Source organism: Labrys sedimenti (assembly GCF_034424805.1).
GTDB lineage: Bacteria > Pseudomonadota > Alphaproteobacteria > Rhizobiales > Labraceae > Labrys > Labrys sedimenti.
The window spans coordinates 1,105,550-1,131,697 of record NZ_JAXOUF010000001.1 but is presented as its reverse complement, the minus strand read 5'-3'; the positions used below and the strand labels follow the sequence as shown (position 1 = coordinate 1,131,697).

General features: G+C 62.2%; 23 protein-coding genes and 1 pseudogene. 6 read left to right on the top strand and 18 right to left on the bottom strand.

The annotated features are described in order from the left end of the window. Positions 1-32: 32 nt before the first annotated feature. Entirely contained in the window at positions 33-1,478 is a 1,446-nt protein-coding gene (locus U1R88_RS05490) for an HlyD family type I secretion periplasmic adaptor subunit (protein WP_322430326.1), read from the bottom strand. Further along, positions 1,475-3,649, bottom strand: coding sequence for a type I secretion system permease/ATPase (locus U1R88_RS05485; RefSeq protein WP_322430325.1), 2,175 nt, complete (start codon positions 3,647-3,649; stop codon positions 1,475-1,477). The genes U1R88_RS05490 and U1R88_RS05485 overlap by 4 nt, the downstream gene beginning before the upstream one ends. Positions 3,650-4,198: 549 nt before the next feature. Here U1R88_RS05485 and U1R88_RS05480 point away from each other — a divergent pair. Further along, on the top strand, positions 4,199-6,220 hold the full coding sequence (locus U1R88_RS05480; protein WP_322430324.1) for a calcium-binding protein: 2,022 nt from the start codon (positions 4,199-4,201) through the stop codon (positions 6,218-6,220). A gap of 216 nt (positions 6,221-6,436) precedes the next feature. Then, positions 6,437-6,643, top strand: a complete 207-nt coding sequence (locus U1R88_RS05475) for a TOBE domain-containing protein (protein WP_311935020.1) — start codon at positions 6,437-6,439, stop codon at positions 6,641-6,643. A 111-nt stretch (positions 6,644-6,754) separates the two neighbouring features. Here U1R88_RS05475 and U1R88_RS05470 read toward each other — a convergent pair whose 3' ends face one another. The 7 genes from U1R88_RS05470 to U1R88_RS05440 form a co-directional block, all read right to left on the bottom strand. Beyond that, entirely contained in the window at positions 6,755-7,438 is a 684-nt protein-coding gene (locus U1R88_RS05470; protein WP_322430323.1) for a pentapeptide repeat-containing protein, read from the bottom strand. A gap of 28 nt (positions 7,439-7,466) precedes the next feature. Further along, positions 7,467-8,189 carry a transcriptional repressor LexA gene (gene lexA / locus U1R88_RS05465; protein WP_068296091.1) on the bottom strand — a complete coding sequence of 241 codons (723 nt, stop codon included), beginning with the start codon at positions 8,187-8,189 and terminating at the stop codon, positions 7,467-7,469. 112 nt (positions 8,190-8,301) lie between these two features. Beyond that, positions 8,302-9,522 (bottom strand): molybdopterin molybdotransferase MoeA, encoded by a 1,221-nt coding sequence (locus U1R88_RS05460; RefSeq protein WP_322430322.1) that lies wholly within the window; start codon positions 9,520-9,522, stop codon positions 8,302-8,304. Beyond that, positions 9,519-10,022: a cyclic pyranopterin monophosphate synthase MoaC gene (moaC, locus tag U1R88_RS05455; RefSeq protein ID WP_322430321.1), complete on the bottom strand. Its 504-nt coding sequence runs from the start codon at positions 10,020-10,022 to the stop codon at positions 9,519-9,521. Before moaC ends, U1R88_RS05460 begins: the two co-directional genes overlap by 4 nt. After that, positions 10,019-10,822, bottom strand: a complete 804-nt coding sequence (gene trpC, locus U1R88_RS05450; protein ID WP_322430320.1) for an indole-3-glycerol phosphate synthase TrpC — start codon at positions 10,820-10,822, stop codon at positions 10,019-10,021. Before trpC ends, moaC begins: the two co-directional genes overlap by 4 nt. Before the next feature lie 5 nt (positions 10,823-10,827). Continuing rightward, on the bottom strand, positions 10,828-11,838 hold the full coding sequence (gene trpD, locus U1R88_RS05445) for an anthranilate phosphoribosyltransferase (RefSeq protein WP_322430319.1): 1,011 nt from the start codon (positions 11,836-11,838) through the stop codon (positions 10,828-10,830). Further along, complete coding sequence (locus U1R88_RS05440) at positions 11,838-12,452, bottom strand: anthranilate synthase component II (protein WP_322430513.1); 615 nt, start codon at positions 12,450-12,452, stop codon at positions 11,838-11,840. The genes trpD and U1R88_RS05440 overlap by 1 nt, the downstream gene beginning before the upstream one ends. A gap of 274 nt (positions 12,453-12,726) precedes the next feature. Between U1R88_RS05440 and U1R88_RS05435 the strand changes: the two genes are divergently transcribed. After that, positions 12,727-13,884 carry a calcium:cation antiporter gene (locus U1R88_RS05435; RefSeq protein ID WP_322430512.1) on the top strand — a complete coding sequence of 386 codons (1,158 nt, stop codon included), beginning with the start codon at positions 12,727-12,729 and terminating at the stop codon, positions 13,882-13,884. Between the two features lie 13 nt (positions 13,885-13,897). On the opposite strand, the gene U1R88_RS05430 is transcribed toward U1R88_RS05435, so the two are convergent. From U1R88_RS05430 to U1R88_RS05420, 3 genes are all read right to left on the bottom strand, one after another. Continuing rightward, positions 13,898-14,422, bottom strand: coding sequence for a hypothetical protein (locus tag U1R88_RS05430; protein WP_322430318.1), 525 nt, complete (start codon positions 14,420-14,422; stop codon positions 13,898-13,900). A 107-nt stretch (positions 14,423-14,529) separates the two neighbouring features. Beyond that, positions 14,530-16,041 (bottom strand): anthranilate synthase component I, encoded by a 1,512-nt coding sequence (gene trpE / locus U1R88_RS05425; RefSeq protein WP_322430317.1) that lies wholly within the window; start codon positions 16,039-16,041, stop codon positions 14,530-14,532. Between the two features lie 9 nt (positions 16,042-16,050). Continuing rightward, positions 16,051-17,946, bottom strand: a complete 1,896-nt coding sequence (locus tag U1R88_RS05420) for a peptidylprolyl isomerase (protein WP_322430316.1) — start codon at positions 17,944-17,946, stop codon at positions 16,051-16,053. A gap of 362 nt (positions 17,947-18,308) precedes the next feature. Here U1R88_RS05420 and tpiA point away from each other — a divergent pair, with 362 nt between their 5' ends. Both tpiA and U1R88_RS05410 read left to right on the top strand, forming a co-directional pair. Beyond that, a complete protein-coding gene (gene tpiA, locus U1R88_RS05415; protein WP_322430315.1) occupies positions 18,309-19,070 on the top strand; it encodes a triose-phosphate isomerase in 762 nt (253 codons plus the stop codon). After that, positions 19,070-19,537: a GNAT family N-acetyltransferase gene (locus tag U1R88_RS05410; RefSeq protein WP_322430314.1), complete on the top strand. Its 468-nt coding sequence runs from the start codon at positions 19,070-19,072 to the stop codon at positions 19,535-19,537. The genes tpiA and U1R88_RS05410 overlap by 1 nt, the downstream gene beginning before the upstream one ends. A gap of 11 nt (positions 19,538-19,548) precedes the next feature. On the opposite strand, the gene U1R88_RS05405 is transcribed toward U1R88_RS05410, so the two are convergent. The 6 genes from U1R88_RS05405 to U1R88_RS05380 form a co-directional block, all read right to left on the bottom strand. Continuing rightward, positions 19,549-20,397 carry an ABC transporter permease gene (locus U1R88_RS05405; protein ID WP_322430313.1) on the bottom strand — a complete coding sequence of 283 codons (849 nt, stop codon included), beginning with the start codon at positions 20,395-20,397 and terminating at the stop codon, positions 19,549-19,551. Positions 20,398-20,407: 10 nt separating this feature from the next. Further along, positions 20,408-21,289 (bottom strand): ABC transporter permease, encoded by an 882-nt coding sequence (locus U1R88_RS05400; protein WP_322430312.1) that lies wholly within the window; start codon positions 21,287-21,289, stop codon positions 20,408-20,410. Further along, on the bottom strand, positions 21,286-22,347 hold the full coding sequence (locus tag U1R88_RS05395) for an ABC transporter ATP-binding protein (protein WP_322430311.1): 1,062 nt from the start codon (positions 22,345-22,347) through the stop codon (positions 21,286-21,288). Before U1R88_RS05395 ends, U1R88_RS05400 begins: the two co-directional genes overlap by 4 nt. A gap of 130 nt (positions 22,348-22,477) precedes the next feature. Next, a complete protein-coding gene (locus tag U1R88_RS05390) occupies positions 22,478-23,662 on the bottom strand; it encodes an extracellular solute-binding protein (protein WP_322430310.1) in 1,185 nt (394 codons plus the stop codon). A 22-nt stretch (positions 23,663-23,684) separates the two neighbouring features. After that, entirely contained in the window at positions 23,685-24,428 is a 744-nt protein-coding gene (locus tag U1R88_RS05385; RefSeq protein WP_322430309.1) for a FadR/GntR family transcriptional regulator, read from the bottom strand. A gap of 123 nt (positions 24,429-24,551) precedes the next feature. Beyond that, positions 24,552-25,259 (bottom strand): ArsR/SmtB family transcription factor, encoded by a 708-nt coding sequence (locus U1R88_RS05380; RefSeq protein ID WP_322430308.1) that lies wholly within the window; start codon positions 25,257-25,259, stop codon positions 24,552-24,554. A gap of 78 nt (positions 25,260-25,337) precedes the next feature. Between U1R88_RS05380 and U1R88_RS05375 the strand changes: the two are divergent. Further along, positions 25,338-26,129 (top strand): annotated as a pseudogene (locus tag U1R88_RS05375) (MFS transporter). Positions 26,130-26,148 lie beyond the last annotated feature (19 nt).

Below are 26,148 nucleotides of genomic sequence, written 5' to 3'. Positions count from 1 at the left end.
AGGGGAGGCGCCTTGGTTCTCCGCGCCGCGGATCAACGCTCGCGCATCGCCTGGGATGACACCTCGACAAGGGGCGAGAAGAGATATTCCAGGATGCGCCGGCTGCCTGTCTTGATCTCGACGCTTACCGTCATGCCTGCTCCGAGCGGCACCTGGTTGCCGTCTGCCGCGATGAAGGTGGCCGAGGGGGTGAGCGTGACGGGATAGACGAGTGCCTGAACCCTCGAAGCGCCGGCAAACATATCCTGCTGTCGAATGGCCTGCGTCGGGTCGCCTTCTGCGCGCTGTGCTTCCGGCGCAGGGATGGAGTCGGCGGCGACATGCGTCACGAGGCTGGAGATCGTTCCATAGCGGGTGAACGGAAAGGCCTCCACCTTGACGATGGCCTCCTGCCCCTTATGGACGAAAGCGATGTCCTTGTTCTCCACATAGGCTTCGATTTCGAGCGTGGCATTGGCCGGGACCACCCGCATCAATTCCTGGCCTGTGGTCACGACCTGGCCGATGGTAGTCACGGAGACGGACTGCACGGTGCCGTCGATCGGGCTGGTCAAGGTCTTGTGTTCGAGGCTCGCCTTCGCCTTGATCAGGCGATGGCTGAGGTCGTCGGCCTGGCGTTCGGCATTCGCCTTTTTCTGGGAGTTGTCGCTGATGAAGGCATCCCGAATCTTGGTGGCCTCAACCGCGAAAGTGACCATCTCGGCCTTCGCCTGCTCCAGCCAGCCATTATTGGCGGCGAGGGCGGATTTTTCCGACTGGAGAGCCTGGAGCGCGTCAAACAAGTTTGTGCGCGTGCCGGCATTCTTCTCCATCAGCGTGTTTCTCATGTCGACCCGGCTCTGCAGGGTTTCTATCAGGGCCGCCTGGGAGGTCGTGGTGGCGATCAGCCGATCACGTTCCGCCGTCTTCACCGCTTTCTTGGCCGTCAAGCTGCTCAGCTCGGCGCGCAGGCTCGCCAGGTCATCGCGCAGCACTTGTTCTTCGCGCACGCGCACATTGGCGGGAATGGCCTCGGGCCATGGGATAGCGGGGGCCACATCGATGATGTTCTTCTCAGCAGTTTCGATCGCTGCCCGCCGCCGCACGGCTTCGGCTTGATAAGCGGCCAGGCTTGCCGCGATGTTGCCGACGTCGGCCTCGGTCTCGACGGTGTCGAGTTCAACGAGGATGTCCCCAGCCTTCACATGCGCGCCATTGTCGACCCGGATCGCCTGAATGCGTCCCGTTTCCAGAGGCTCGATGGTCTTGATCTGGCCGATCGGCCGGATCTTGCCGGCAGCGACGGCAAAGATGTCGATCCGGCTGAAATAGGACCAGGCCAGGGCGCTGGCTAGGAAACCACAGATGAGCAGTAGCAGCGCCAGCCTTGCCGGAGATGCCGGGGTTTCCAGAATCTCGAGCGCCGCTGGCAGGAACTCCTGATCGGATCGCCGCGGTACGGGCCGCTTGCGTGCAGGGGAGAGTGAGGTCGTGCTCACGATACGTCCTCTCCACTCGCCTGGCTGGTCTGCAGCGCCCACAGATGAGCATAGAGACCGCCTTTCCTCGCCACCAATGCGTCATGCGTGCCGATCTCGACAATGCGCCCATCGGCCATGCTGATGATGCGGTTGCAGTTCCTGACGGCGGCGAGCCGGTGGGCGATGATGATGACCGTGCGTCCCTTGACGATCTGTCGCATGTTACGATGGATGACACGCTCGCTTTCATAGTCGAGGGCGCTCGTGGCCTCGTCGAAGATGAGGATCGGCGGGTTTGTCGCCAAGGCGCGGGCGATGGCGAGGCGCTGCCTTTGTCCACCCGAGAGATTGGCGCCGCGTTCCTCGATGATGGTTTCGTAGCCGCTCGGCAGTTTGCTGATGAACTCGTCGGCGCCGGCGAGGCGTGCGACCTGCATCACCGTGCCGCGTGACATGGTCGGATTGGCCAAGGCGATATTGTCGTGAACCGAACGGTGAAACAGCAGGTTTTCCTGCAGGACCACGCCGATATTGCTGCGCAGCCAAGCCGGGTCGACCTGTGAAATATCGGCTCCGTCGAGAAAGACCTGTCCTTCCACCGGCGTATAGAGACGCTGGATCAGCTTGGTCAACGTCGACTTGCCCGAACCCGACGGACCGACAATGCCGATCACCTCGCCCGGATTGATCTGCAAGGTGATGGTTTTGAGGACTTCCGGCAAACCGGCCCTGTAGCGGAAGGATACGTTCCGGAAGGCGATCTGTCCGCGCGGCGTCGGCAGCGCCAACGGCATCCGGGGTGAATGTTCCGGAACGGTGTTGAGAATATCTCCCAGCCTTTCGACGGAAACCTGCACCTGCTGGAAATCCTGCCACAGTTGCGACAGGCGCAGGATGGGTTGCATCACCTGCCCGGAGATCATGTTGAAGGCGACGAGTTCGCCTACCGTGATCTCGCCGCGGATCACGGCCATGGCGCCGAAGAAGAGCAGGGCGGCGGTCATCAGCTTGCTGACATATTGAATGGCGTTCTGGCCGACGCTCGCCAGGAGCGTCGCGTCGAAGGCCGTGCGGACATAGGCGGCGAGTCGCTCCTCCCACTGCAACTGGGTTGCCGGCTCGACGGCCGCGGCTTTGAGCGTCTGGATGCCCACCACGGTCTCGACCAGGAATTGCTGGCTTTCTGCTCCCGTGTTGAACTTCTGCTTGACCTTGTCGCGCAGATGCGGGCGCACCAGCAGGGTGATGATCAAATAGAGCGGGATCGCCGCGATGACGATCAGCGTCAGCTTCCAAGAATAGAGGAAGAGAACGGCAATGAAGATGAAGGTGAAGAACAGGTCGATCGCGGAGAACAGGCCCTGGCCTGTCAGAAAGGAGCGTATAGTCTCGAGTTCCCTCACACGGGCGACGGTCTGGCCTGCCGCTCTCGTCTCGAAATAGCCGAGCGGCAAGCGCAAGAGGTGATGGAAGAGGCGCCGGCCAAGCTCGACATCAATGCGGCTCGTCGTATGCGAAAGGACATAGGTGCGCAGATATTGCAGCGAGACGTCGAAGATACCGATGATGACCAGGCCGAGGACCAGCACGAGGAGCGTCGAATAGCCCTGATGCACCAGGACCTTGTCGACGATCACCTGGAAGAAGAGCGGTGTGATCAACGCGAAGATCTGCACGAAGATCGATGCAACCAGGACATGGGCCAGTGGCTTGCGGTAGCGCCAGATCGACGGCAGGAACCAGCGCAGGCTGAAGGCTTTCGGATCGATGCCAGGGCCCTTGAGACGGCGGGCAACCAGGATGACGTCCGCCTCGATCTGACCGAGCAGGTCTTCCACCGACACGCCGCGTGCCACGCGCGTGACGGGATCGACCAGCCGATAGTCTCCGGAGGCCATCAGGCCTCCATAAATGGCATAGCCACCGTCCCGCAGTTTGACGATGGCCGGCACCGGTATGGACTGCAGGCGCTTGGCCTTGGCCGCATTGATGGTGCGCGCCTTGAGACCCACGATGGCTGCAGCCCGCACCAGATCGACATGGGTGCTCTCCCTGTTTCCCAGCGCAAGCTCTCGGCGCATATGCATGGGATCGGCTGCAATTCGGAAATAGTTCGCCACACCGCACAGCGCAGCGAGGCCGGAGTCGAGTTTCTCTGGCTCTCCCGTGCTCTGTGATATTTCATTCATGAATTGAAGACCTCGGGGGACGTAGTCGCAAATGCTCGCAGTGGCAAGGAACGCAAACTAACCGACCATCGCCAATTCGATCCGGGTTTAATCTTGCGACCAACTGACAACGCCGCCGTTGCGACAACACAACGATTTTACAGTACATTACAAAGAAAGGTCGTTAAAGGACCAAATCATTAATTGGCAAGCAAGTTTGTATAAATGGCAAACGGCAGGCTTGCCGTTTTTTGTAATTAATTCCAATGTCTTGAAATAATTTTATAATAAATTTTGATGTTATCTTTGGAGTGATAAATCTTTGCAAGGAGAGATTTAAATAAATTAGACTAAATATTGAACGTTGTTTTATTTTGTAAAATTCACATTTTGCTGTAAGGGGTATTTTTTCTATGGCTTGAAAATATTTGCATGGAGCCAGAGTAAAGCCATCGCATGGATACCAGACGTCATGTATGCTCGCGGTCGTTCTCACTGCCAAGCCGATAGGTGAAGTGGCTTGGATATCAGGTATTCCATCGCCAACTGAGCGCAGTCCAGGAATTTTCCATGAGCAACATTGTACTTCCAACCGGTATCACCCATGACAGCGTCTTCGCGGCGGGTGCAGCCGGAAGCACCTACAAGGTAAATTTGGATTCCTACATTATTTCCGCCGACAGTCTGGGGCTTCAGCTCGACGGAGGCCCCTGGACTGTAACGATCAATGGCGGGGTCGGCGGCCTGCAAGGAGACGGCCTTGCCGTGAACGCGCCGGCCACGAGCACCCTTGTAACGACAAAGGTCAATGTGGGAGCGGAAGGCTCCATCTACGGTTCCCTCTACGGCATCGGAACAAATGCGGCCTTGGATGTCGCAAATTCCGGAATTATCCGGGGGGATGCGGGAGCTGTCTATTATGTCGGCGGTTCAGGAAGCAATCTCTATTCCAACGCAAAAATTTCCGTAAAAAACCTGGCAGGCGCGACCATCTCTGGTGGTGATTTCGGAATCTATAATAACAGCGCTGCGATATTGACGGTGACGAACGCTGGGACGATTTCTACGGATAGTGGCTATGCCATTCGGTCCAGCGGGCTTGGCAGCATCACCAACAGCAAGCTGATTCAGGGCGATATCGGTCTTTTTGGCGCGGCTCCGCTGAATTCCCTCGGAGTCCCGACCGCTGGTAATACCGTCACGAATACTGGGGAGATCGATGGTTCGATCTTGATCAACGAGGGCAAGAATGCCGTTACGAACTCCGGCATTGTAATTGGAAATGATCAACTCCTGACTTTCGCAGATGATAGTCAGCGGGATATCCAGGTTTCGATAGGCCTCTGGCAAGGCAATAGCACCATCAAGAATTCAGGAAAGTTGTACGGGACGATACTTGGAAGTTTGGGAGCCGACGTCATCAGCAATACGGGGTTGATCGTCGGCGACGCGGCCTATGGCTATGACGCCGGAAGCGACCAGTACTTCCAGGGCGCGTTGGACCTCGGCGCCGGCAATGACAGCCTTACCAACGGCAAGGAGATCGATGGCGCCGTCTGGCTGGGTACGGGTGATGATACGGCGACCAACACCGGCGTGATCTACGGTTTCATTTCGGCTGGCGACGGCAACGACAAGATTACCAATTCGGGCAGCGTCGACGGCATCGATCTGGGCGAGGGTGTCAACACCCTCACCAACAGCAAGACGATCTATAGGGGCGTCTATGGTGGCGATGGCGGCAATACCATCACCAACAGCGGTACCATCTACGGCGATGTCCAGACCGGAGCTGGCAACGACAAATTCACCGAGTCCGGTGCCGGTCTGGTGACCGGCGATTTCTATCTGGGGGCGGGCAACGATACCTTTGTCGGTGGCGCCAGTGTCGAATATGTCCACGATCAGGCCGGTAACGACATATATGGCCTCGGTGCGGGCAATGACGTCTATTTCGCCTCCAACGACGGCGGTACCGATAAGGTGGACGGCGGCACCGGGATAGACGTCTTCGCTGTTGCTTCTGATACGACGGACCCCCTCAATATCAATCTTGGCACCACGGCGGCTCTCGGCTTGAATGCTCAGACCGCAACCTTCGGCACATCCGGCGGCAGCGAGAATGTGAAGGGTTTCGAGATCGTGTGGGGCACTTCCGGCAATGATACTATCGTCGGTGGAGCGATCGCAGAAACGCTGCACGGCAATGACGGCAACGACATCATTGCCGGCGGCGTTGGGGCCGATATCCTCTGGGGGGAGGGCGGCAACGACATTTTCAAGCTGCTGGGTGTCAAGGACAGCGGATTGACCCGGGCGGCAACCGACACGATCATGGACTTCACCCAAGGCGAGGACAAGATCGACCTCAGCAGCATCGACGCCAACAGTTCGGTAGCCGGTTTTCAGGAGTTCCACAGCCTGATCGCCAATAGCGATTTCACCGGCTCGTCGGGTGAACTGCGTTATATCTTCCAGGGTGGGCAGACCATGCTCCAGGGCGATATAAACGGTGACAAGAAGGCGGATTTTCAGATCGCGATCCAGGGCACGGTCAATTTGCAAAGCAGCGACATCATCGGTCTTTCCTGAGCATCGGCTGTACCGCGTCTGAGCGAGAAGGCGGCCGCCCCTACGGGCCTCTGCCCGCAATTTTCAGGGTAACGGCCGCGCGTTTTGAGGCGGTTACCCTGATCGTGTCGCCGTCTGGAAGGGGCGGCGGACACACCAATTTCACCAGTATTTGCCGGTGGACATTGCTTCGAGAATGATGATGATCGCGTTTTTCGCGTCGCCAAGGGAAGTTTCATGAAAATCAGCGCCCGCAACCAGATCAAGGGTACGATCAAGAGCGTGACGAAAGGGCAGACCACTTCCCATATCCAACTCGAGGTCAACGGTACCATCATTACCGCGTCGATCACCAACGAGGCCGTCGACGACCTCAATCTCAAGCCCGGCCAGAACGCCTATGCCGTCATCAAGGCCTCAGATGTCATGATTGCAGTCGACTGACCTGCCTTCCCGTTTCATGCCGACTTTCGGCAGTGCTCGGGCGGATAGTGGTTCGAGCACCCCTGGTTGTCTGATGTCGAGCCGATGAGCCTGTAAATTCCGGACGTTTTGTCAGGCAATCCGCAAGCCCAGTTCGGCCAGCAACTGGCCGGCCTGGCCTTTCGAGATCGTAGCGCCCTTGAAATAGAGGGCATCTCCCAGCCTCAGTCCACCGAGATCGGCGCCGCGCAGGTCGGCCCCCTCGAAGCGGGTGTCGGCCAGATTCGCATCGCGCAGGCTGCATTCCTCGAAGGTCGCCTCGCGAAAGTCGCATTGGCGTAAATCGGCCTGGGTGAAGTCGAGACGACGCAGCACGGCCTTGCGGAAGGAAAAGGCCGGCAGTTTGGCCGACATCAGCAGAACCTCCTCGAAAACCAGCCCCAGCGCCGAGATCTCCGAGAGGTCTGCGCCCGTCAGCTTGCAACCGATGAATGTCGCCGAAGCCGCCTTGGCACGCCGGAAGCTGGTATTGCTGTAATCACCGGTGCGGAAGTTCGCTTCCTCCAGATCCGTGCCACGGAAATCGGCGCCGCTCGCCTTGCAGTTGCGCCAGAGCGTATTGGCAAGCTTGGCGCCGACCAGCTTGGCGTTTCTAAGGATGCAACGCTCGAATACCCAATGAGAGAGATCGAGACGCGAAAGATCGCACTCCTCCATCTCGCAATCGACGACGGAATGGGGAAGCTTCGTCGCGACTAGGTCTTCGACATCGCGGCGCTGCAGGCTGCGGTTCGCGATTGCGCGAAGCGCACTCATGACCGGCAGGCCTTGGCGTCGGCCACACTCAGTAGCGACGGAACAAACCGACCAGCTTGCCCTGGATCTGCACCCGGTCGGGCCCGAAGATACGAGTTTCATAGGCCGGGTTGGCAGCCTCCAGTGCGATGGAGGCTCCGCGCTTGCGCAGGCGCTTGAGCGTGGCTTCCTCGTCATCGATCAGAGCCACGACGATGTCGCCGGTATCGGCATGGTCCTGGCGGCGGATGAGTACGGTGTCATTGTCGAAGATACCGGCCTCGATCATGGAATCGCCACGGACCTCCAGAGCGAAATGATCGCCGGAGGACAGCATTTCCGGCGTGACGCTGATGGTGTGGCTCTTGGACTGGATGGCGGAGACCGGCGTGCCGGCGGCAATGCGCCCCATCACCGGGACAAGGACCGGCCGGCCGACCTCGTCGTCAATTTCAGGCCTGACGGGGCGCACCTTGCCGAGATTGCCCTCGATCACATTGGGACGGAAACCGCGCTGGGAAGAGGCCAGCGACAGGCCGCCACCGCTCGGTACTGCCGATTCGGGCAGGCGCACCACTTCGAGCGCTCGAGCGCGATTGGGCAGGCGCCGAATGAAGCCACGCTCTTCCAGCGCCATGATCAGGCGGTGAATGCCAGACTTGGACCTGAGGTCCAGCGCTTCCTTCATCTCGTCGAAGGAAGGAGGCACACCCTGTTCTTTCAGGCGCTCATGAATGAACCGAAGCAATTCATGTTGTTTCTTGGTCAGCATGGCTATCCCGTCGTGGCGGCCGCGAATCACGGTGAAGGTGTAAACAAAACAAGAACAGTGCTACATGTTCCTACTGTGTTCTGCAACAATGAAGTTCAGGTTAAAGACGTGGTCAATAGCCTGCCGTGCGGAGATCGATGATCTCGCAGGTCTCACCCGCCTTTGCTTCGGGTGCGAAGGGCGGCCGGATCACCAGGCAATCGGCATGCTGCATCACGCTGACGAGCGACGAATCCTGCAATGTTAATGGCTCCACCTTGAGGATGTCTGACGTATCGTCAAGCAGGAAGCGGGCGCGAATATAGTCCTCGCGAATATCGTTGGCCGGCCAGGAACGGGCAAAGACGGCCTTGCGGCGTGGCGGGCCTGCGTCGGAACGGCCAAGCAACGTGCGCAGCAGCGGCACAAGAAAGAGGACGCCGCAAACCACGGAGGAGACCGGATTGCCCGGCAGTCCGAGAATGTGCATGGCACCGAGCCGCCCATGCAGCAGCGGCTTGCCTGGCCGCATCGCGATTTTCCAGAAGCCGAGCCGCATGCCTTCGCGGGTCAGTGCGGTCTGGATCAGATCGTGATCGCCGACGGATGCGCCGCCGATGGTGACGAGCACATCGGCCTTTTCGGCGCGAGCTCGCTTGATGGCGGCTTCCAGGGCCGGAAAGTCGTCGCTGGCGATGCCGAGGTCGAGCACTTCGCCGCCTTCGGCTTCGACGAGGGCGCGGATGGCGAAGTTGTTGGAGGCGACGATCTGGTTCTCGCCGATGGCTTGGCCGGGGAGCACCAGTTCATCGCCGGTGGCGAGGATGGCGACCTTGGGGCGGCGATGGACGGGCAGGCGAGGGTGGTTCATCGCCGCTGCAAGGGCAATGTCGCGGGGGCCGATGACGGTACCTGGTGCCAGCGCTTCCTTGCCTTCGGCAAAGTCCAGGCCGCGGGCTCGGATATGCTGGCCGGGCTTGGCCGTGGCTTCGACGAGGACCTGGTTGCCCTCCCGGCGGGTCTGCTCCTGGATCACCACCGTGTCGGCGCCATCCGGCACGGGGGCACCCGTGAAGATGCGTACCGCCTGGTTCTCGCCGACACGACCGGCATAGCCATGCCCCGCCGCCGATTCGCCGATCAATTCGAGGACAGCACCCTCCTGGGCATCCTGCCCCCGCACGGCATAGCCGTCCATGGCGGAGGCGTTGAAGCCCGGCTGGGTTCTGAGGGCCGTGATGCCCGAGGCCAGGACACGGGTCCGCGCTGCGTGCAGCGGTACGGTTTCGACCGGGAGCGGGCTCACGCCGGCAACCACCTTGGCCAGCGCGTCCGCGACGGGAAGCAGGCTCATGGATTTTCCTCCGCATGCCAATCGCCGGATTTGCCGCCGGACTTCTCTATGAGCCTGATCGCCTCGATGCGCATGCCCCGGTCGGCAGCCTTGACCATGTCATAGATGGTCAGGCAGGCGACGGAAACTGCGGTCAGCGCTTCCATCTCCACGCCGGTCTGTCCGGCGACCTTGGCTGTCGCCCGCACCGTCAGGCCGGGCAGAGCGGTATCGGGCTCGATCTCGACGGCGACCTTGCTCAGCAACAAGGGGTGGCAGAGTGGGATGAGCTCATGCGTCTTCTTGGCGGCCATGATACCGGCGATGCGAGCGGTCGCGCGGACGTCACCCTTCTTGGCATCGCCCGACAAGACGAGATCGAGCGTCGCGCGCTGCATCACCACGCGCCCTTCGGCGATCGCGGTGCGGCTGGTCACCGCCTTTTGCGAGACATCGACCATGTTCGCCTCGCCGGAGGCGTCGAGATGGGTAAGGACGGGCTTTGCATTTTGCTGGCTCATGCCGCCTGGTCCACAGACAGCAGGGCGCGCGTGGCGGCGGTGACGTCGCCCTGACGCATCAGGCTCTCGCCGACCAGGAAGGTGTTGACGCCCACCGTCTGCAGGCGCTGGACGTCGCCGGGCGTGAAGATACCGCTTTCGCCGACCAGGAGGCGATCGCCGGGCACCAGCGGCGCCAGTGTCTCGGTCGTCTCCAGGCGAGTGACGAAGTCGTTGAGATCGCGATTGTTGATACCGATCATGCCGACATCGAGCGTGAGAGAGCGCTCGAGCTCGTCGTGATTGTGGATCTCGCACAGGACGTCAAGGGACCAGTCCTTCGCGGCCGCAATCAGGGCACGGGCTTCGGCATCGGTGACGCTGGCCATGATCACCAGGATGCAGTCGGCACCCCAGGCCCTTGCTTCCACCACCTGGTAGGGGTCGTAGAGGAAGTCCTTGCGCAAGGCGGGCAGCGATACCGCCGCACGCGCCGCGGTGAGGAACTCCGGCCGTCCCTGGAAGGAGGGCTCGTCGGTCAGCACGGAAAGACAGGCCGCCCCGCCGGCTTCATAGGCGCGGGCAAGCGCCGGAGGGTCGAAATCGGCGCGGATCAGGCCCTTGGACGGGCTGGCCTTCTTGATCTCGGCAATCAAGGCAGTATTGCCGGCGTCGAGCTTGGCCCGGAGGGCCCTCTGGAAGCCGCGTACGGGACTGGCCCGGTCCGCCAGCTTGATCAGCTCCGGCAGCGGGCTTGCGGCCTTCGCTGCCTCGATCTCGCGGCGCTTATAGGCTTCGATCTTCTGGAGAATGGTGGCCATGGCACTCACGCGTTGGAAACTTCAACCAAACGGTCGAGCGTTGCCAGGGCCTTGCCCTGGTCGACGGATTCGCGAGCGAGGGCCACCCCGTCATCCAGGGTCCGCACCCGCCCTGCCACCAGCAAGGCGGCACCGGCATTGAGGAGGGCGATGTCGCGATAGGGCGTCTTCTCGCCTTCGAGCACGGCCCGCAGCGCCACTGCGTTGTGGGCGGCGTCGCCCCCCTTCAGATCGTCGGGGGTGGCTACCCGCAGGCCGACTTCCTCAGGCGTGATGACACCGTGGCTGATCTCGCCATTCTCCAGCGAGACGATCTCGGTGGGCCCGGTGGTGGTGATCTCGTCGAGCCCGTCGCTGCCATGCACGGCGATGATGCGCGTCGAGCCCAGAGTCTTGAGCACCTCCACCATCGGCTGAAGCCATTGGCGGGCATAGACGCCGAGCAGTTGCCGCTTGACGCCGGCAGGGTTGGAGAGCGGTCCCAGCAGGTTGAAGATCGTGCGTGTGCCGAGTTCGACGCGGGTGGGGCCGACATGTCTCATCGCGCCGTGATGAGCGGGTGCGAACATGAACCCGACGCCAGCCAAGGCGATACAGCGTGCGATGTCTTCCGGTCTGAGTTCGATGTTGACCCCGAGCGCTGTCAGAACATCGGCGGCGCCGGATTTGGAGGAGAGGGCGCGATTGCCATGTTTGGCAACCTTTACGCCCGCGCCGGCCACGATCAGGGAGGCGGCGGTCGAGACATTGTAGGAGCCGGAGGCATCGCCACCAGTGCCGACGATGTCGACGGCATCCTCGGGGGCTTCCACCGTCAGCATCTTGGCGCGCATGGCGCTCACGGCGCCGGCCATCTCGTCCGGTGTTTCCCCGCGGACCCTGAGCGCCATCAGGAAGCCACCGATCTGCGAGGGCGTCGCTTGCCCGGAGAGCAGGAGGTCGAAGGCTTCAGCCGCTTCGTCGCGCGTGAGCGAACCAGCGGCGGCCTTGCCGATATAGGGCTTGAAACCGTCCATCACACATGCTCGCTTTCGAGGGGCCGATGCTTGGCATTCCATTCCGCCGCCAGCTCCAGGAAGTTCTGGAGGATGCGGTGGCCATGGTCGGACATGATCGACTCCGGATGGAACTGGACGCCATGCAGTGGCGCACTTTTGTGCTGCAGGCCCATGATGACACCGTCATCCGTCTCGGCGGTAACCTCGAGATCGGTCGGCAAGCTGTCGCGCTTGACCACGAGCGAGTGATAGCGCGTGCCCATGAACGGGCCGTTCAGACCCCTGAAGACGCCGCGGCCACGATGGTCGATCGAGGAGATCTTGCCATGCATGGGAATGGCGAGGCGCACGATGTCGCCGCCGAAGACCTGGCCGATGGCCTGGTGCCCGAGGCAGACGCCGAAGAGAGGGATCCGGTCCTTGGCCTTCTCGATCAATTCGCAGCAGATACCGGCCTCGGTGGGCGTGCAGGGGCCGGGGGAGAGCACGATCGCATCGGGCGCGGCGGCAATCACGTCGTCGGCGCTGACCTTGTCGTTGCGATGGACCGTGACGGTGCAACCCAGCTGGCCGAGATAATGCCAGAGGTTCCAGGTGAAGCTGTCATAATTGTCGATCAGCGTCACGGTCATGGAACGGTCTGTCGTCACGGCTCTAGCCTCCTTTGAAGCCATCACGACTAGGCGTCAGGAGGCAGCGGGTCAAGCGGTTCCGGGATAGCGATCTTTCCAGAGCTAGCAGGTTCGGAGATGCGCGCAGCGAGCTCTCGCCCGCTCAAGGTCAAGCATCTCGGCGATGCCGCTTTCGTCGCATGGGCGCCAACCCTCGATGGAACTGGCGCTTCGTCGAAAGCTTCTGGACGAGCGCTTATCTACCGAAATCGTTTCGATGATGTGATATGTGATTATGGTTGCCTTTTTGCAAAGTACAACTTCGGTGCCCCTCGTGCTTGATACATTCCTACGCCGAGCAACTTCATGGACATGGGTCCTGCCTGTCGTCTGTTTTATGGTCGCACTGATCTTTCAGTCCAATGTGCTTGCAGTGGGACAAGGCGAATTTGCAATTGTCATTGTTTTGAATTCTATTTCGATCGGTCTTGTCCTGGTGACCGTATTTGCGGCCTTGCATCATGCCGAAGCGATAGCTCACCGTGTCGGACAACCTTACGGTACATTGGTTCTTACCTTCGCGGTAACGACCATTGAAGTATCGATCATCGTTTCAATGATGCTTCACGGCAGCAATAATCCAACATTGGCACGTGAGTCGGTCTTTTCCACCGTGATGATCGTTTGTTGCGGCATCGTCGGGATAGCGCTGACGGTGGGGGGATGGCGCCATAACCGACAGGATATCAGGAGACAGGGAACGAGTGCTTTTCTCTCCGTCCTTGTCGCGCTCACCGTCTTGACTATGGTTCTGCCCAATTACACCCTGTCTGCGGCACCCGGGACTTTTTCATCCATACAGCTTGTTTTCGTCGGTGTGCTTTCGATTCTGCTATATGGCAGTTTCATTTTCGCGCAAAGCTACGGCCAGAAGGAGGATTTTTCGGAGGTTCGTGCATTGGAGAAAGTGCAGGGCGAACATCTTGCCATCGCCTACTCCCTGCCGACGCATCTTGTCCTGCTGCTCTTGGGACTGGGGGGCATCGTCCTACTGACGGAACGGGTGGCAGCTGGTGTGGAGGACGGACTTAGCTATCTCGAGATCACGCAGTCCGACGCGATTGTCGGCGCGGGGATTGCGCTTGTCACCCTGATGCCGGAAGCAATATCCGCCATAAAAGCATCGTTCAAGAACGAGCTTCAACGGGGGCTCAACGTCGCCCTGGGCTCGGCTTGTGCAACCATAGGTTTGACTATTCCAGCAGTCGTGGCGGCGAGCCTCATCACGGGACGTCCACTGACCCTCGGCCTCAATGCAGGCGATACGATCTTGCTCCTTCTTGCCCTCGCCATGGGGGTCGTCAGTTTCGGCACGGGACGTACGACGCTTCTGACAGGCCTTGCGCATCTGGTGATTTTCGTCGCCTATGTCCTCCTGATCGTCGCACCTTGAGGCAGGTTTTGGATCAGGGGTCGAACCGCTCCGGACCTGCGTTCCGATGGGATGCGCGAACCCGCATGCCTTCCTTCTTGCCGTAGGCGCAGGCAAAAACCTCCAGCAGCACGAAGAACGCGAGATTGCGGCCCACGACGGGTTCGAAATAGTCCGAGGCCAGGGTCATGCGCGAGGCGATCATCTGCACGGTGTTCCCGAACAGTTCGAGCCTCTCCAGGCCATAGGGCAGGAGCGCTCCAAGGCCGGCGAAGACGGCCATGTAGATCAGCGAGGCGAGCGAGGAGACCAGCCAGATGCCGAAACCGTAGTCGGCATAGGGGGCAGAGCGCTCGCTCTCGAAGAGCCAATGGAAGAAGAAAATGCCATAGGCCGCGCCCAGGGCCGGCAGCGCAATAGCCAGCATCAAGGCGATGGCCTGCAAGCCGCCTGGATAGTGGTATAGATAGAAGTCTGCGAACAGCACGACATAAGCGGCTGCAAAGGTCAGCAGGGCCGATCGTCGGGCACCGGGCCATCTAGAGCAAAGTGCGTTCAAGTGTGAACGCCCATTTGCTCTAGTTCCTTGTTCCGACGAGTCTTTGCGATTCGAGATGATTCCGTCAAATCGCAAAACGCTAAAGCCATGGATGCGATCCGCCTGCCTTACTGTCCCCGGCCGGGCTGGCCGGCGAAGCGGACGGCTTCCTCGGCAGCACGGAACAGGGCCTTGGCCTTGTTGACGCACTCGGCATGTTCGCTGCTGGGCACGCTGTCATAGACAATGCCGGCACCGGACTGGACATGCATGGTGCCGTCCTTGACCAGGGCCGTGCGCAGCACGATGCAGGTATCCATCTGGCCGTCTGCGCCGAAATAGCCGATGGCGCCGGCGTAGAGGCCGCGTTTGTCCTTTTCGAGCTCGTCGATGATCTGCATGGCGCGGACCTTGGGCGCACCCGAGACGGTACCGGCCGGAAAGCCCGCCGCCAGCGCATCGAGTGCGTCGTGGCCTGGGCCGATGCTGCCCTCGACATTCGAGACGATGTGCATCACATGGCTGTAGCGCTCGATGAAGAAGCGATCGGTCACAACAACGCTGCCGACCGCCGAGACATGGCCGACATCGTTACGCCCGAGATCGAGCAGCATGAGATGTTCGGCCAGTTCCTTGGGATCGTTGAGCAGTGATTCGGCCAGCGCATCGTCCTCGGCCTTGGTCTTGCCGCGCGGGCGGGTGCCGGCGATGGGCCGGACCGTGACCTTGCCCTCGCGCAGCCGGACCAGGATTTCCGGGCTGGAGCAGACCACCGAAAAGCCTTCGAGCTGCAGGTAGACCAGGAAGGGAGCCGGGTTGATGCGGCGCAAGGCGCGATAGAGCGAGAAGGGCGGCAGCTGGAACGGTGCGCTGAAGCGCTGCGACAGCACGACCTGGAAGATGTCGCCGGCCTTGATGTACTCCTTGGCGCGGGCCACCATGGCCAGATAGTCGGCCTCCGTGGTGTTGGAAACCTGCTGGGCGTGCAGGGCGTCCAGATCGACGGTCTCGGCAAGCTTGGGTGTCGGGCGGTCCAGGCCGTCGACGATGGTCATCAGCCGCTGTTCGGCGCGCAGATAAGCCTGCTTGGCCGTAACGTCCGCTTGCGGGCGTACCGGCGTCACGGCCGTGATCGCGTCGCGCACGGCGTCGAACACCACCATCAGCGTGGGGCGCATCAAGATCGCGTCGGGAATGCCGATAGGATCGGGCTTGGCGGCGGGAAGCTCTTCCACCAGCCGCACCATGTCATAGCCGAGATAGCCGAACAGGCCGGCCGCCATCGGCGGTGCGCCTTCGGGCAGCTCGATCCGGCTTTCCGCGATCAGGGCCCGCAGCGTGTCGAACGGGTGGCCGTCCAGCGCTTCGAAGGTCTGGTCCGGTAAATGGCGGTTGATCGAAGCCTTGCCGTCCTGGCAGCGCCAGATCAGGTCGGGCTCCAGGCCGATCATGGAATAGCGCCCGCGCGTGGCGCCACCTTCAACCGATTCCAGGAGGAAGGCGTTGGGCCTGTCGCCCGCCAGCTTCATGAAGGCGGAAACCGGCGTCTCCAGGTCGCCGACCAGCGTCAGCGTCAGGATCTGCGCCTTGCCGGCTGCGTAGGCGGCCGAGAAGGCTTCGAAGGAAGGTTCGAGAAGCATGCTGGCGACTCAGAGGCTGCCGGTGCCGACGACTCGGTCGACATTGGTCTGGTTGATGGCCACGCCCAGTTGGTCTTCGACCTTCTTGACATATTCCGTCATCAGATCCTGGCTGATGCCGGTCGCGAGCTGCTTGGACAGCGCTTCGGTCTGCGGAGCCTTGGCATCGAGCTCAGGGATCACATTGTCCTCGACGTGGAAGATGATTCGATCGGTGCCGTTGGCGGCGAGCGCCGTTCCGAAGCCCTTGAGCGGGGTAGCGAACACGGCGGTGACGACCGCTGGAGGCACGGGCTGGCTCTGGCCGTTGCGGGTGAGATCCCAGGCGGGCGTGACCTGCAGGTTCAGGCCCTTGGCGATGTCCTCGAGCGACTTGCCGCCCTGCAGCTGAGTCACCAGCTCGTCGGCCTTCTCCTTGAGCTTGGCAACTTTCTGATCCGCGGTCCAGGAGGCGATCACCTCGTTCTTGGCTTCGTCGAGCGTGCGGTCGCGGGCCGGAACCACGCTGTCCAGCGAGAACCACATCAGGCCTTCATCTCGGCCGTCGACGGCTTCGGGATCGGAACCCGGTTCGGCCGTGAAGAGAGCGGGCAGGACCTGGGTGGCGAGCGGAACGGTAACCGGCTTGCCCTCGGCGTCACGGCCCTGGGCATCGACCGGCGGCAGCGTCACGGCCTTCAGCTTGAGCTTGGCAGCGATATCCTTGAGCGGGGCGCCGCCCATGCGTTCGTCTTCGATGGAGTCACGCAGATTCTTGGCGGCCTCCGATGCCCGCTGGCGCTCCAGTTCACCGCGCAGGACGATCTTGGCATCGACGATCTTGGTGACCTTGACGATGACGTTGGCGAGATTGCCCTGCACGGCCTCCGACGTCGCGCCTTCCTTCAGGGCGAAGGCGGCGTCGGCGACCTTCTGGTCGCTGAGCTGGCGCTTGGACACGGTGCCCAGATCGATGTCCTCGGGCTTGAGCTTGCGCTCGGTGACCAGGCCCTCGAAGGTGATCTGGCCCGAAGCGATGCGGGCGGCGGCGGCCTTGGCTTCATCCAGCGAAGGGAAGGCGATCTGTTCGACGGTGCGCTGCTCCAGCGCTGCCGAGCCGGTTTTGTCCTTGTCGAAAGCGGCCTGGACGTCGGCATCGGTGACGGTGGCCCGGCCGCTCAGCTCGGCTGGCGTCACGAGTATATAGCTCAGACTACGCAGTTCCTTGGTGCGGAAGGTACCCTTGTTCTCGTCGTAATAGGCCTGCAGCTTGGCGGCATCGGGCGGGGCAATGTCACCCACGCTGCTCTGCGGCAGCACGAAATAGGAGGTATTGCGTTTTTCCTGCTCGTATCGTGCGGCAGCCTGCAGCAGAGCTTGCGGGACTGGGCCGCCGGCCGTCAGGCCCTGGTCGATCTGGCCGCGGACATAGACCTCACGTTGACGGGCGAAGAACATCTCCTCGTTCATGCCGTTGTTTTCGAGCATCTGGCGGAAGGCATTGGCGTCGAAGACGGGCGGCTTGCCGGGGGTGGAGACCTGGAAGTCGGGATCGTTCATCACGGTCCGGACCATGGCTTGAGGATCGAGGCCGAGCCCGAGCTTGGCGGCCTGCACATCCATGGCCTTTTCCGAAATCAGGCCGTTGAGAACCTGCTTGTCGAGGCCGAAGGTGCGGGCGAGGTCGGGGGTGACCGCCTTGCCGGTGGCACGGGTGATCTGCAAGGTTCGCGCACGATAGGCTTCGCTATAGGCGTTGGCGGAAATCGTGGAACCGCCGACAGTGGCGACATCGGAATTGCTGCGCCCTTGCAGCCAGCCTTCGACACCCCATAAGGCGAAACTGCCGCTCAGGAGGAACATGACCCCCGCCGTGATGATCTTGGCGGGCCCCTTGGTCATAACTTCGCGGAATGAGCTCAGCATCGGTGTCTTGGTTCCATCAAGGCAAAGGGGTTTTCCAGGTTCGTCTCGGAGAACCCGGGAAACCCCGCATCGTTTCTTCGCCGCTTCGGGCCGCATGAACGTTCCCGTAAGGGGCGGCGCACGAAAAGCGGCGCATCATAGGGACGAGCTCGTGGCGTCGCAATGGCGCGGCCACGGGTTTCTTGCAGCACCCACGCCTTGCTCCACGGGAACGGGGTTGCTAAGCACGCCAGATGAAGTCGGCGCATCGAGGGGGCCCAAGCGGAGTTTCCCGGCGCAGGCCTCGACAGGCGACAGGATTTCCGAGCCCGTCCTGCCGAGCAGTCTCGGCAATCCTGTTTGACAGAAAGAGGATCAGCAAGATGACAGCAAACCGGCCGCGCCCGCTCGTCGCTGGCAATTGGAAGATGAACGGCCTTACCAAGGGGGTCGCCGAGCTCGAGGCCATTGCGACCGGTGTCGCAGCCGGCGAAGCCGGTGCCGCCGAGGTGCTGGTCTGCCCGCCCTTTACGCTGGTTTCGCGCTTTGCGGCGCAGGCAGCGGGGCAGCATATCAAGATCGGGGCACAGGATTGCCACGCCAAGCCCTCGGGCGCCCATACCGGCGACATCTCCGCCGAAATGCTGAAGGATGCCGGTGCGACCTATGTCATCGTTGGCCATTCCGAGCGTCGTACCGATCACGGCGAGACCGACGCGACGGTCAAGGCAAAGGCCGAGGCGGCCTTGCGCGCCGGCCTCGTTGCCATCGTCTGCATCGGCGAGACCCGCGCGGAACGCGAATCGGGCAAGACCCTCGACGTGGTGGGTAGCCAGCTTGCGGGTTCCCTGCCGTCGGGCGCCTATGCTGCCAACACCGTGATCGCTTACGAGCCCGTTTGGGCGATCGGCACGGGCCTGACGCCTACGGCGGCGGATGTGAAACAGGTGCATGATTTCATCCGCGCACGCCTGGTGAAGGCGCTTGGCGAAGAGGGCAATGACGTCCGCGTCCTCTATGGCGGCTCGGTCAAGCCTTCCAATGCGGCCGAGCTGATGGGTGTCGACAATGTCGATGGCGCGCTGGTGGGCGGCGCCTCGCTCAAGGCAGAGGACTTTCTCGGCATCGCCTCCGCCTATCGTTGATGAACGTGCGTATCCGCAAGGCGGAGGGCGAGCGGGATTTGAGCTTCATGCTCGGTCTCGGCCACCGCCTTGCGGCTGTCATTGAAACCGAATTGCACGAACAGGCCGACATTCGGGCGTTCCAGGATGCCTTTTCCGCTGCCAATCTCAGGGAGCCCGAGGAAGGAAGCCTGAGCCTGATCGCCGAGGATGCCGTCGGTGCCGGCCTCGGCTTCCTGCATGCCCTGCCGGGTGCCGACGGCATTACCGGCCGGGCGATTGGCTATGTGGCGCTTCTGGCCGTCACCGAGGCGGCCGAGGGCATGGGCGTGGCGAAGCAGTTGCTCGCTACGGCGGAGGATTGGGCACGGGAACAGGGCTATGCCGCCCTGTCCCTCGACGTCTTTGCCAGCAATCATCGCGGCCGATTTTTCTATGAAAGGAACGGCTTTGCCACCGAAAGCTTGAGGCTGGTCAAGAAACTGTAGGCTTCATCGGATCAGCGGGCAGGGGCTTTCTTCACCCGCGTCACCATCTGGGCCGGGTTGATGAAACGAAGGGCGATGACCAGCCAGACCAGCGTGCTCAGCATGTAGATGACGGCCATGGCATCCACCGATTGCGGTGCCCTGACCCCGGACGCGGTGACTGCGGCATAGAGCGAGACGACCAGCGTCTGGCTGTCGGAGCCGGCGATCAGGAAGGTCAGCTCGAACATCGCGATGGTGCGCACCAGCACCAGGAGAAGGGCCGCGAGCGCCCCGGGCAGCAGCAGCGGGATCAGCACATGCCGGAACACCGAGCCGGTGCGGGCGCCGAAGACGCGCGCTGCCGCTTCCAGGCGCGGATCGATTTGCTCGACGAAGGGAATCATCACCAGGATGACGAAGGGCAAGGCAGGCACGAGGTTCGCGATGATCACGCCGGCCAGCGTACTACCGAGCCCGGCCTTGTAGAGAACCGTCGTCAGCGGAATGCCATAGGTGACGGGCGGTACCAGCAAGGGCAGCAGGAACAGCAATGTCACCAGCTTCTTGCCCGGAAAATCGCGCCGCGCCAGGGCATAGGCGGCGGGAATGCCGATCACGGCGGATAGCAGCACCACGCCGAAGACGACCTGAAAGGTGACGAGAAGCACGCCGCCGAGCTGGAACTCCTCCCAGGCCGAATTGTACCAGCGGCCAGTCCAGCCCTGCGGCAGCCAGGTGCCGAGCCAGCGCGTCGAGAAGGAACTGACGATCACCGCGGCGATGACGGCGAGGAGGTTGAGGACAAAGAAGATGGTGAGGACCCAGACGGCCGTGGACCACAGGCGTTCCGAAAGCGGGCGGGAAATCTGGCGGACCATGATCGTGCTCCTAACCCTTGCCGCCGCCGGCCGGCCCGCGATAGGCCAGGGAGCGGAGGCCGAGCACGATGGCGATGACGACCAGCAGGATCGCGCCCATGATCATGGCGATCGCCGAGGCCATCGAATAGTCGTAGAGCTCGGTGGCAGCCTGGTAGGCCGGAATGGTGATGACCCGGGTGGGACCTGCCGGCGCGCCGAGCATCACGGCCGACGGATAGACGGAGAAGGCCTGTACGAAGCTCAGGCAGAAGGTCACGGCGAGGCCGGGCAGCAGCAGCGGCAGGAAGATGTGGCGAAAGCGGGCGGCCGGTCTGGCGCCCAGGGTTGCCGCGGCATTCTCCAGGGCCGGATCGATGCCGGTGACATAGGAGAGCGTCAGCAGGAAGGTGAACGGGAAGCCGGTGATCACCAGCGACAGGAATACGCCCCAGTAATTGTGGACTAGCTTGACGGGGCCGATACCCACCAGGACCAGCGCCCGGTTGAACCAGCCTTGCGGCCCGAGATAGTTGAGCAGGCCTTCCGCCACCAGCACGGTGCCGAGGGTGATCGGCAGCACCAGGATGGTGGTGAGCAGGCGCTGGTTGTCGAGCAGGCGCACCCTGAAGGCCACCGGTATGGCGGCAAGCAGGTTGAACAAAGTGGCCGGTACCGCGATCCACAGGGTGGTGGCGATGGTGCCGTAGAGCGCAGGATCGCTGAAGAAGGTAACGTAATTGCCGAAGGTCGAGCCATCCTTGGGCTGGAATGACAGCCACAGCCCATAGAAGAAGGGATAGATGAACAGGGCCAGCAGGAACAGCACGGCCGGCAGGGCGAGCAGCGTCACGCCGTCGATGCCGCGGGCGGCGAAGCGTGTCTTCAGGCCGGTGGCGGGAGGGGCGCTCATCGTGCGCCCTCGTTGAAGACCAGCACGCGTGACGGATCGGCCTTCAGATGCACCTGTTCGCCCGGCCGCATGCGCTGCCGAGCCCTGAAGAAGAGCTCCTCGCCAGCCGGTCCCCTGGCTGCTCCGAAGAAGGCGTGGCCACGATATTCGCAGATCTCCACCACGGCGGGGAACCCCTGTTCGCCGGCAATCAGATCGTCCGGGCGAATGGCCGCGACCGCGCTCGGGCCGGCCAGCACTTGGCGAGCAACGCCCTCGATCCGTTCGCCAGCGATCTCCAGGGCTACACTTTCCTCCGACGAGGCAATGACTGTGCCCGGCAGGCGGTTGCGGAACCCCATGAACTCCGCGACATCCAGCGTCGCCGGTCGTTGATAGAGATCTTCCGGCGTGCCGATCTGGCGGATCTCGCCGTCGCGCAGCACGATGATGCGGTCGGCCAGCGAAAGCGCCTCATCCTGGTCGTGGGTGACGTAGAGCGTGATCGAACCGAGGCCGGCATGGATGCGACGGATTTCCTGGCGCATTTCCAGGCGGAGCTTGGCGTCGAGATTGGAGAGAGGCTCGTCCATCAGCACCAGGGGCGGCTCGACCGCGATGGCGCGGGCGATGGCGACCCTCTGCTGCTGCCCGCCCGACAATTGGCCTGGCAGCTTGGCGGCCTGGTCGGTGAGCCTGACCGTCGCCAGCGCATCACCGATGCGGGCCGAAGCCTGCTCTCGTGCCACGCCACGCATGCGCAGGCCGAAGCCGACATTGTCCCTGACGCTCATATGCGGAAACAGGGCATAGTTCTGGAACACCATGCCGAAGCCGCGATCTTCCGGGCCGAGCGTATCGATGCGCCTGTCGTCGAGCCAGATCGAGCCGCGCGTGGTCGGAAGCAGGCCGGCGATGCAGTTGAGCGCGGTCGACTTGCCGCAGCCGGAAGGACCGAGCAGGGCGATGAATTCGCCGCGCTGAACCGTGAAGGACAGGTCCTTCAGGGCATTCATGGCCCCGAAGTCGCGTCCGACCTGGTCGAGCTTCAAATGGCTGAAATTGCTCAGTGCTGACATCGAACCTGCCGCTATGCCCGGAATGGTGAAAGCGGGGAGGCCGGGCCGGATCCCTGAAGAGGATCGTGGACCTCCGCCGCAACGCGCGAAGCCGGGCTCTTCCGGCTCGAGTTTCACTTTGGTCCGAATCTCACTTGGTTTTGGCGGCGCCGATCTGCTTGTCCCACATGTTGAACGCCACCACCATCTTGGCCGGATCGAGCGGCAGTTCGGTGGGAATGTCGGTAATCAGCTTTTCATATTCCGGCCTGCCGAATTCGGCGATGGCAGCCTGGCTCTCCTCCGGCGCCATGGAGAGCGTGACATTCTTCACGGCCGGCCCTGGATAGAAATAGCCCTCGTCATAGGTGTAGGCCTGCTGCTCCGGCTTCAGCATGAAACTGATGAGATCGAGCAGCACCGCGACCTTCTCCGGAGCGAGGCCCTTGGGAATGCAGGCATAGTGGGCATCGGTGACCCAGTGGAAGCCCTTCAGCGTCGAGATCGCAGCACTCTTGGGCACCACGCCGAGCACGCGCGGATTGATGTCCCAGCCGGTGGTGGACACGGTCATGTCGCGTGAACCCTCGCCGAACTCCTTCATGGTCGCGCCCGTACCGGTGGGATAATATTCGATGGCTTCCCCCAATTCCTTCAGATAGGCCCAGGTCTTCTCCCAGCCGTTGACGGGATCCTTCGGATCCTTGTCGCCCAGGATGTAGGGCAGCCCCATCAGGAAGGTGCGCCCCGGCCCGGAATTGGCGGGGCGGGCATAGATGAAGCGGTTCGGGTTGACCTTGGCATAGGCGAGCAGTTCCTCCGCCGTGTTGGGCGGCTGGGAGACGCGCTCGGGTGCGTATTCGAGCAGCGGGCCGGAGGGATAATAAGAGATGACGACGCCGGCCCCGTTCGCCAGCCCCTGCATGCGGGCGGCCGGTGCGAGCAGGACGTCATCGAGCTTGGGCAGCGCCGAAGCGAGATCCGGCAGCAGCGGCACCCAGATCTTCTGGTCGAGGCCGGCGGACAGCGCGTCCGTGCCGGTGAGAACGAGATCGATGTCGACCCGGCCGGCATCCTGCTGGGCCTTGAGCTTGCCGGGAAGATCCGGTGCCGGAGCCTTGGTGAAGCTGATCTTCGACACCAGTTCCGGCTTGGCCTTGGCGTAATTCTGCATCGCCTTCTGGGTGAGGGCGAGATTGCCGGCGACATCGACGACGTTGATCGTGACCGGTGATTTCGGCAGGGCCGGGGTTTCAGCCTTGGCGCCGGCAATGCCGAGGGCCGCAAAGCCGATGCCGGCGCCGAGTGCCTGGCGGCGGGTTATCCGAGCAGTCATGACATCCTCCCATTCTTGATCTTCAGCGGCGGCTCGTGCCGCCTGTGGCGTTCCTCGTCTGTGTCGTCGTGCCGTCTTCCGCGGCATCCATCAGGAAATAGGTTTCGACATTGGCGATATGCGTCTGCATGGCCTGGCGCGCGCTATGACCATCGCCTTCGGCGATGGCGTCGCGAATGGCCTGGTGATCGGCCATGTTGGTCCGCAGTTTGGTGGAGTTCTTGGTCAGCTCGCCCAGCCGGTCGAAGATGCGACCGCGCATGTCGCCCCACAGGAGCTCCATCGTCCGGCTGAGCACCGGATTGCCGGTGGCTTCGGCAATGCCCAGATGGAAGGCACGATCAGCTTCGAAAGAGTCTTCGCCCTTGAGAGATTCCTGCCGGTACCAGGCCAGGGCCTGATCGAGACGCTCGATGTCTGCTGGCCTGGCCATCTCGGCGGCGGTGGCCGCAATCTCGCCCTCGATGATGCGGCGGGCCGCGAGCAGGTCGAAGGCACTTGGGCCGGCATCGCCGAGTTCGCCGGAACGCGGCGACCCGTCGGAGACATAGCTGCCCGTGCCCGTCTTCACTTCGACGAAGCCAGAAATCTCCAGCGCGATCATCGCTTCGCGCACCACGGGCCGACTGACGCCCAGCTTGCGGGCGAGGTCCCGCTCGGCAGGAAGGCGCGTGCCCGGCGGCAATTCGCCCGAGCGGATGAGCCCGACGACTTGCTCGGCAACCTGCTGGAACAGTCTCTGCGACGCCACGGCCTGAAACGGCATGGTCTTGCCTCGCCGGTCATTCTGCTCGCTTCGAGCCTATCATCGACAGCGGAACATTCAAGTGGCTAGGTGGCCTGACCACATGGCCTGAAGAGAGAGGTCCGTGTTGTGTGAAAGGAAGCCTTACGCTGCCAGGCTCGACACGGGATCGATGCCAAGTTGTCGTCTGAGTTCGATCCAGCCCTTTGGGGTGACCTGAACAGCCCGCGATTCCCTGCTGCGGCGCAGCCATCCCAGCTTGCACATCGTGCTCAGCAGGTGGACACCGAGCGGGCCGGCGAGGTGATGGCTGCGCTCGGTCCAATCCAGGCACTGGCGCGCAAGCCCCCGGGCGGCGGGCTTCAGCGCGGCGACATCGAGGCCGATCGAGTTGAACCAGGCATGGCCGCTGGCCGTGATGTGAAACTGCTTGTCGGCGGCCGCAACGAGATAGCCATGTCCGACAAGACCCTGTGTCACGGCGACGCCGACCTGCCCGGCCAGATGGTCGTAGCAACACCGGCAATAACGCAGTTCACGCGCTTTGCCGCTGATCGCCTTGCGCCGGACCGGCTGGTCTGGTGCGAGCACGGACAGGCGCTCAAGCGCCTCGGCGACATGGCCGCCGGCCAGGCGGTAGTAGCGATGACGCCCTTCCGTCTCGACGGCGAGGAGGCCACCGGCAAGCAGCTTGGCCAGATGGGAGCTCGCCGTTTGAGGCGCGATGCGGGCGGCATAGGCCAATTCGCCGGCCGGCAGGGCACGGCCGTCGAGCAAGGCGGTCAGCATCAGCGCCCGGGCGGGATCGGCGACCAAGGATGCGGCGAAGGCAAAATCCGGGATCTCAGGCATGGCGTCCTCATTCTGGAGTGACTATGCATCAATCCGATATGGCATGCTTCGATACCGGCCGAAGCATCCGATGCAAACATGGCAGTAAGAAGGGCCTCCAGCCTATGGAGATTGCCCGCCATGGAACGCATTCGCACGTCGAACCCATCTCGCTTGCGCCTGCGCCATCGGAGCTTGGCCCTGGTGATATTGTGTTTGGCCGTGCTCATTGCCCAGGTGGATACGGCCGTGGTGAATCTTGCGGTGCACCCGATCGGAGAAGCCTTTTCATCCGGAATCGGTGCGCTGCAATGGGTCGTGGACGGCTACAATCTCGTCTATGCCGTCATGCTGCTGACGGGTGGTTTGCTCGCCGATCTCAAGGGGCGCCGCCTGATCTTCATGGCCGGCGCCGCGGTCTTCACGGCGGCGTCGCTTCTATGCGCTTTCTCACCCACGATCGGCGTGCTGATCGCGGCGCGGGCGGTGGCCGGCCTTGGTGCGGCGCTGCTGATGCCGTCTTCACTGGCGATCCTGCGCGTCATGTAGCCCGATCCCGCCGAACGGGGGCGAGCGCTGGGGATTTGGGCGGCCTGCAATGGCGTTGCCATGGCGATCGGCCCGACTCTCGGCGGCATTCTGCTGCATAGCTTCGGCTGGCCGAGCATCTTCTTCGTCGTCGTGCCGATCGGCCTGGCCGCCCTGGTCCTGGCAGGCTTGGTCATTCCTGAATCCGCCGATCCCCAGGGGCGGCATTTCGACGGGGTGCCCAAGCTTTCGGTGCGGTGGCCCTCGGCGGTTTCGCCTTCGCCGCCATCGCAATACGCGAGATGCCGCCGATCGCGTTGGCAGTCGCATTGCTGGCCATGCTTTCCCTATTTTCCTTTATAACTATCGAGCGAAGAAATGG

Bases quoted from the DNA above. Each gene is read 5' to 3' on its own strand.
- U1R88_RS05485 (WP_322430325.1), bottom strand. From the start codon at position 3,649: ATGAATGAAATATCACAGAGCACGGGAGAGCCAGAGAAACTCGACTCC.
- U1R88_RS05480 (WP_322430324.1), top strand. From the start codon at position 4,199: ATGAGCAACATTGTACTTCCAACCGGTATCACCCATGACAGCGTCTTC.
- U1R88_RS05475 (WP_311935020.1), top strand. From the start codon at position 6,437: ATGAAAATCAGCGCCCGCAACCAGATCAAGGGTACGATCAAGAGCGTG.
- U1R88_RS05470 (WP_322430323.1), bottom strand. From the start codon at position 7,438: ATGAGTGCGCTTCGCGCAATCGCGAACCGCAGCCTGCAGCGCCGCGAT.
- lexA (WP_068296091.1), bottom strand. From the start codon at position 8,189: ATGCTGACCAAGAAACAACATGAATTGCTTCGGTTCATTCATGAGCGC.
- U1R88_RS05460 (WP_322430322.1), bottom strand. From the start codon at position 9,522: ATGAGCCTGCTTCCCGTCGCGGACGCGCTGGCCAAGGTGGTTGCCGGC.
- moaC (WP_322430321.1), bottom strand. From the start codon at position 10,022: ATGAGCCAGCAAAATGCAAAGCCCGTCCTTACCCATCTCGACGCCTCC.
- trpC (WP_322430320.1), bottom strand. From the start codon at position 10,822: ATGGCCACCATTCTCCAGAAGATCGAAGCCTATAAGCGCCGCGAGATC.
- trpD (WP_322430319.1), bottom strand. From the start codon at position 11,838: ATGGACGGTTTCAAGCCCTATATCGGCAAGGCCGCCGCTGGTTCGCTC.
- U1R88_RS05440 (WP_322430513.1), bottom strand. From the start codon at position 12,452: ATGACCGTGACGCTGATCGACAATTATGACAGCTTCACCTGGAACCTC.
- U1R88_RS05435 (WP_322430512.1), top strand. From the start codon at position 12,727: ATGGTTGCCTTTTTGCAAAGTACAACTTCGGTGCCCCTCGTGCTTGAT.
- trpE (WP_322430317.1), bottom strand. From the start codon at position 16,041: ATGCTTCTCGAACCTTCCTTCGAAGCCTTCTCGGCCGCCTACGCAGCC.
- U1R88_RS05420 (WP_322430316.1), bottom strand. From the start codon at position 17,946: ATGCTGAGCTCATTCCGCGAAGTTATGACCAAGGGGCCCGCCAAGATC.
- tpiA (WP_322430315.1), top strand. From the start codon at position 18,309: ATGACAGCAAACCGGCCGCGCCCGCTCGTCGCTGGCAATTGGAAGATG.
- U1R88_RS05410 (WP_322430314.1), top strand. From the start codon at position 19,070: ATGAACGTGCGTATCCGCAAGGCGGAGGGCGAGCGGGATTTGAGCTTC.
- U1R88_RS05405 (WP_322430313.1), bottom strand. From the start codon at position 20,397: ATGGTCCGCCAGATTTCCCGCCCGCTTTCGGAACGCCTGTGGTCCACG.
- U1R88_RS05400 (WP_322430312.1), bottom strand. From the start codon at position 21,289: ATGAGCGCCCCTCCCGCCACCGGCCTGAAGACACGCTTCGCCGCCCGC.
- U1R88_RS05395 (WP_322430311.1), bottom strand. From the start codon at position 22,347: ATGTCAGCACTGAGCAATTTCAGCCATTTGAAGCTCGACCAGGTCGGA.
- U1R88_RS05390 (WP_322430310.1), bottom strand. From the start codon at position 23,662: ATGACTGCTCGGATAACCCGCCGCCAGGCACTCGGCGCCGGCATCGGC.
- U1R88_RS05385 (WP_322430309.1), bottom strand. From the start codon at position 24,428: ATGCCGTTTCAGGCCGTGGCGTCGCAGAGACTGTTCCAGCAGGTTGCC.
- U1R88_RS05380 (WP_322430308.1), bottom strand. From the start codon at position 25,259: ATGCCTGAGATCCCGGATTTTGCCTTCGCCGCATCCTTGGTCGCCGAT.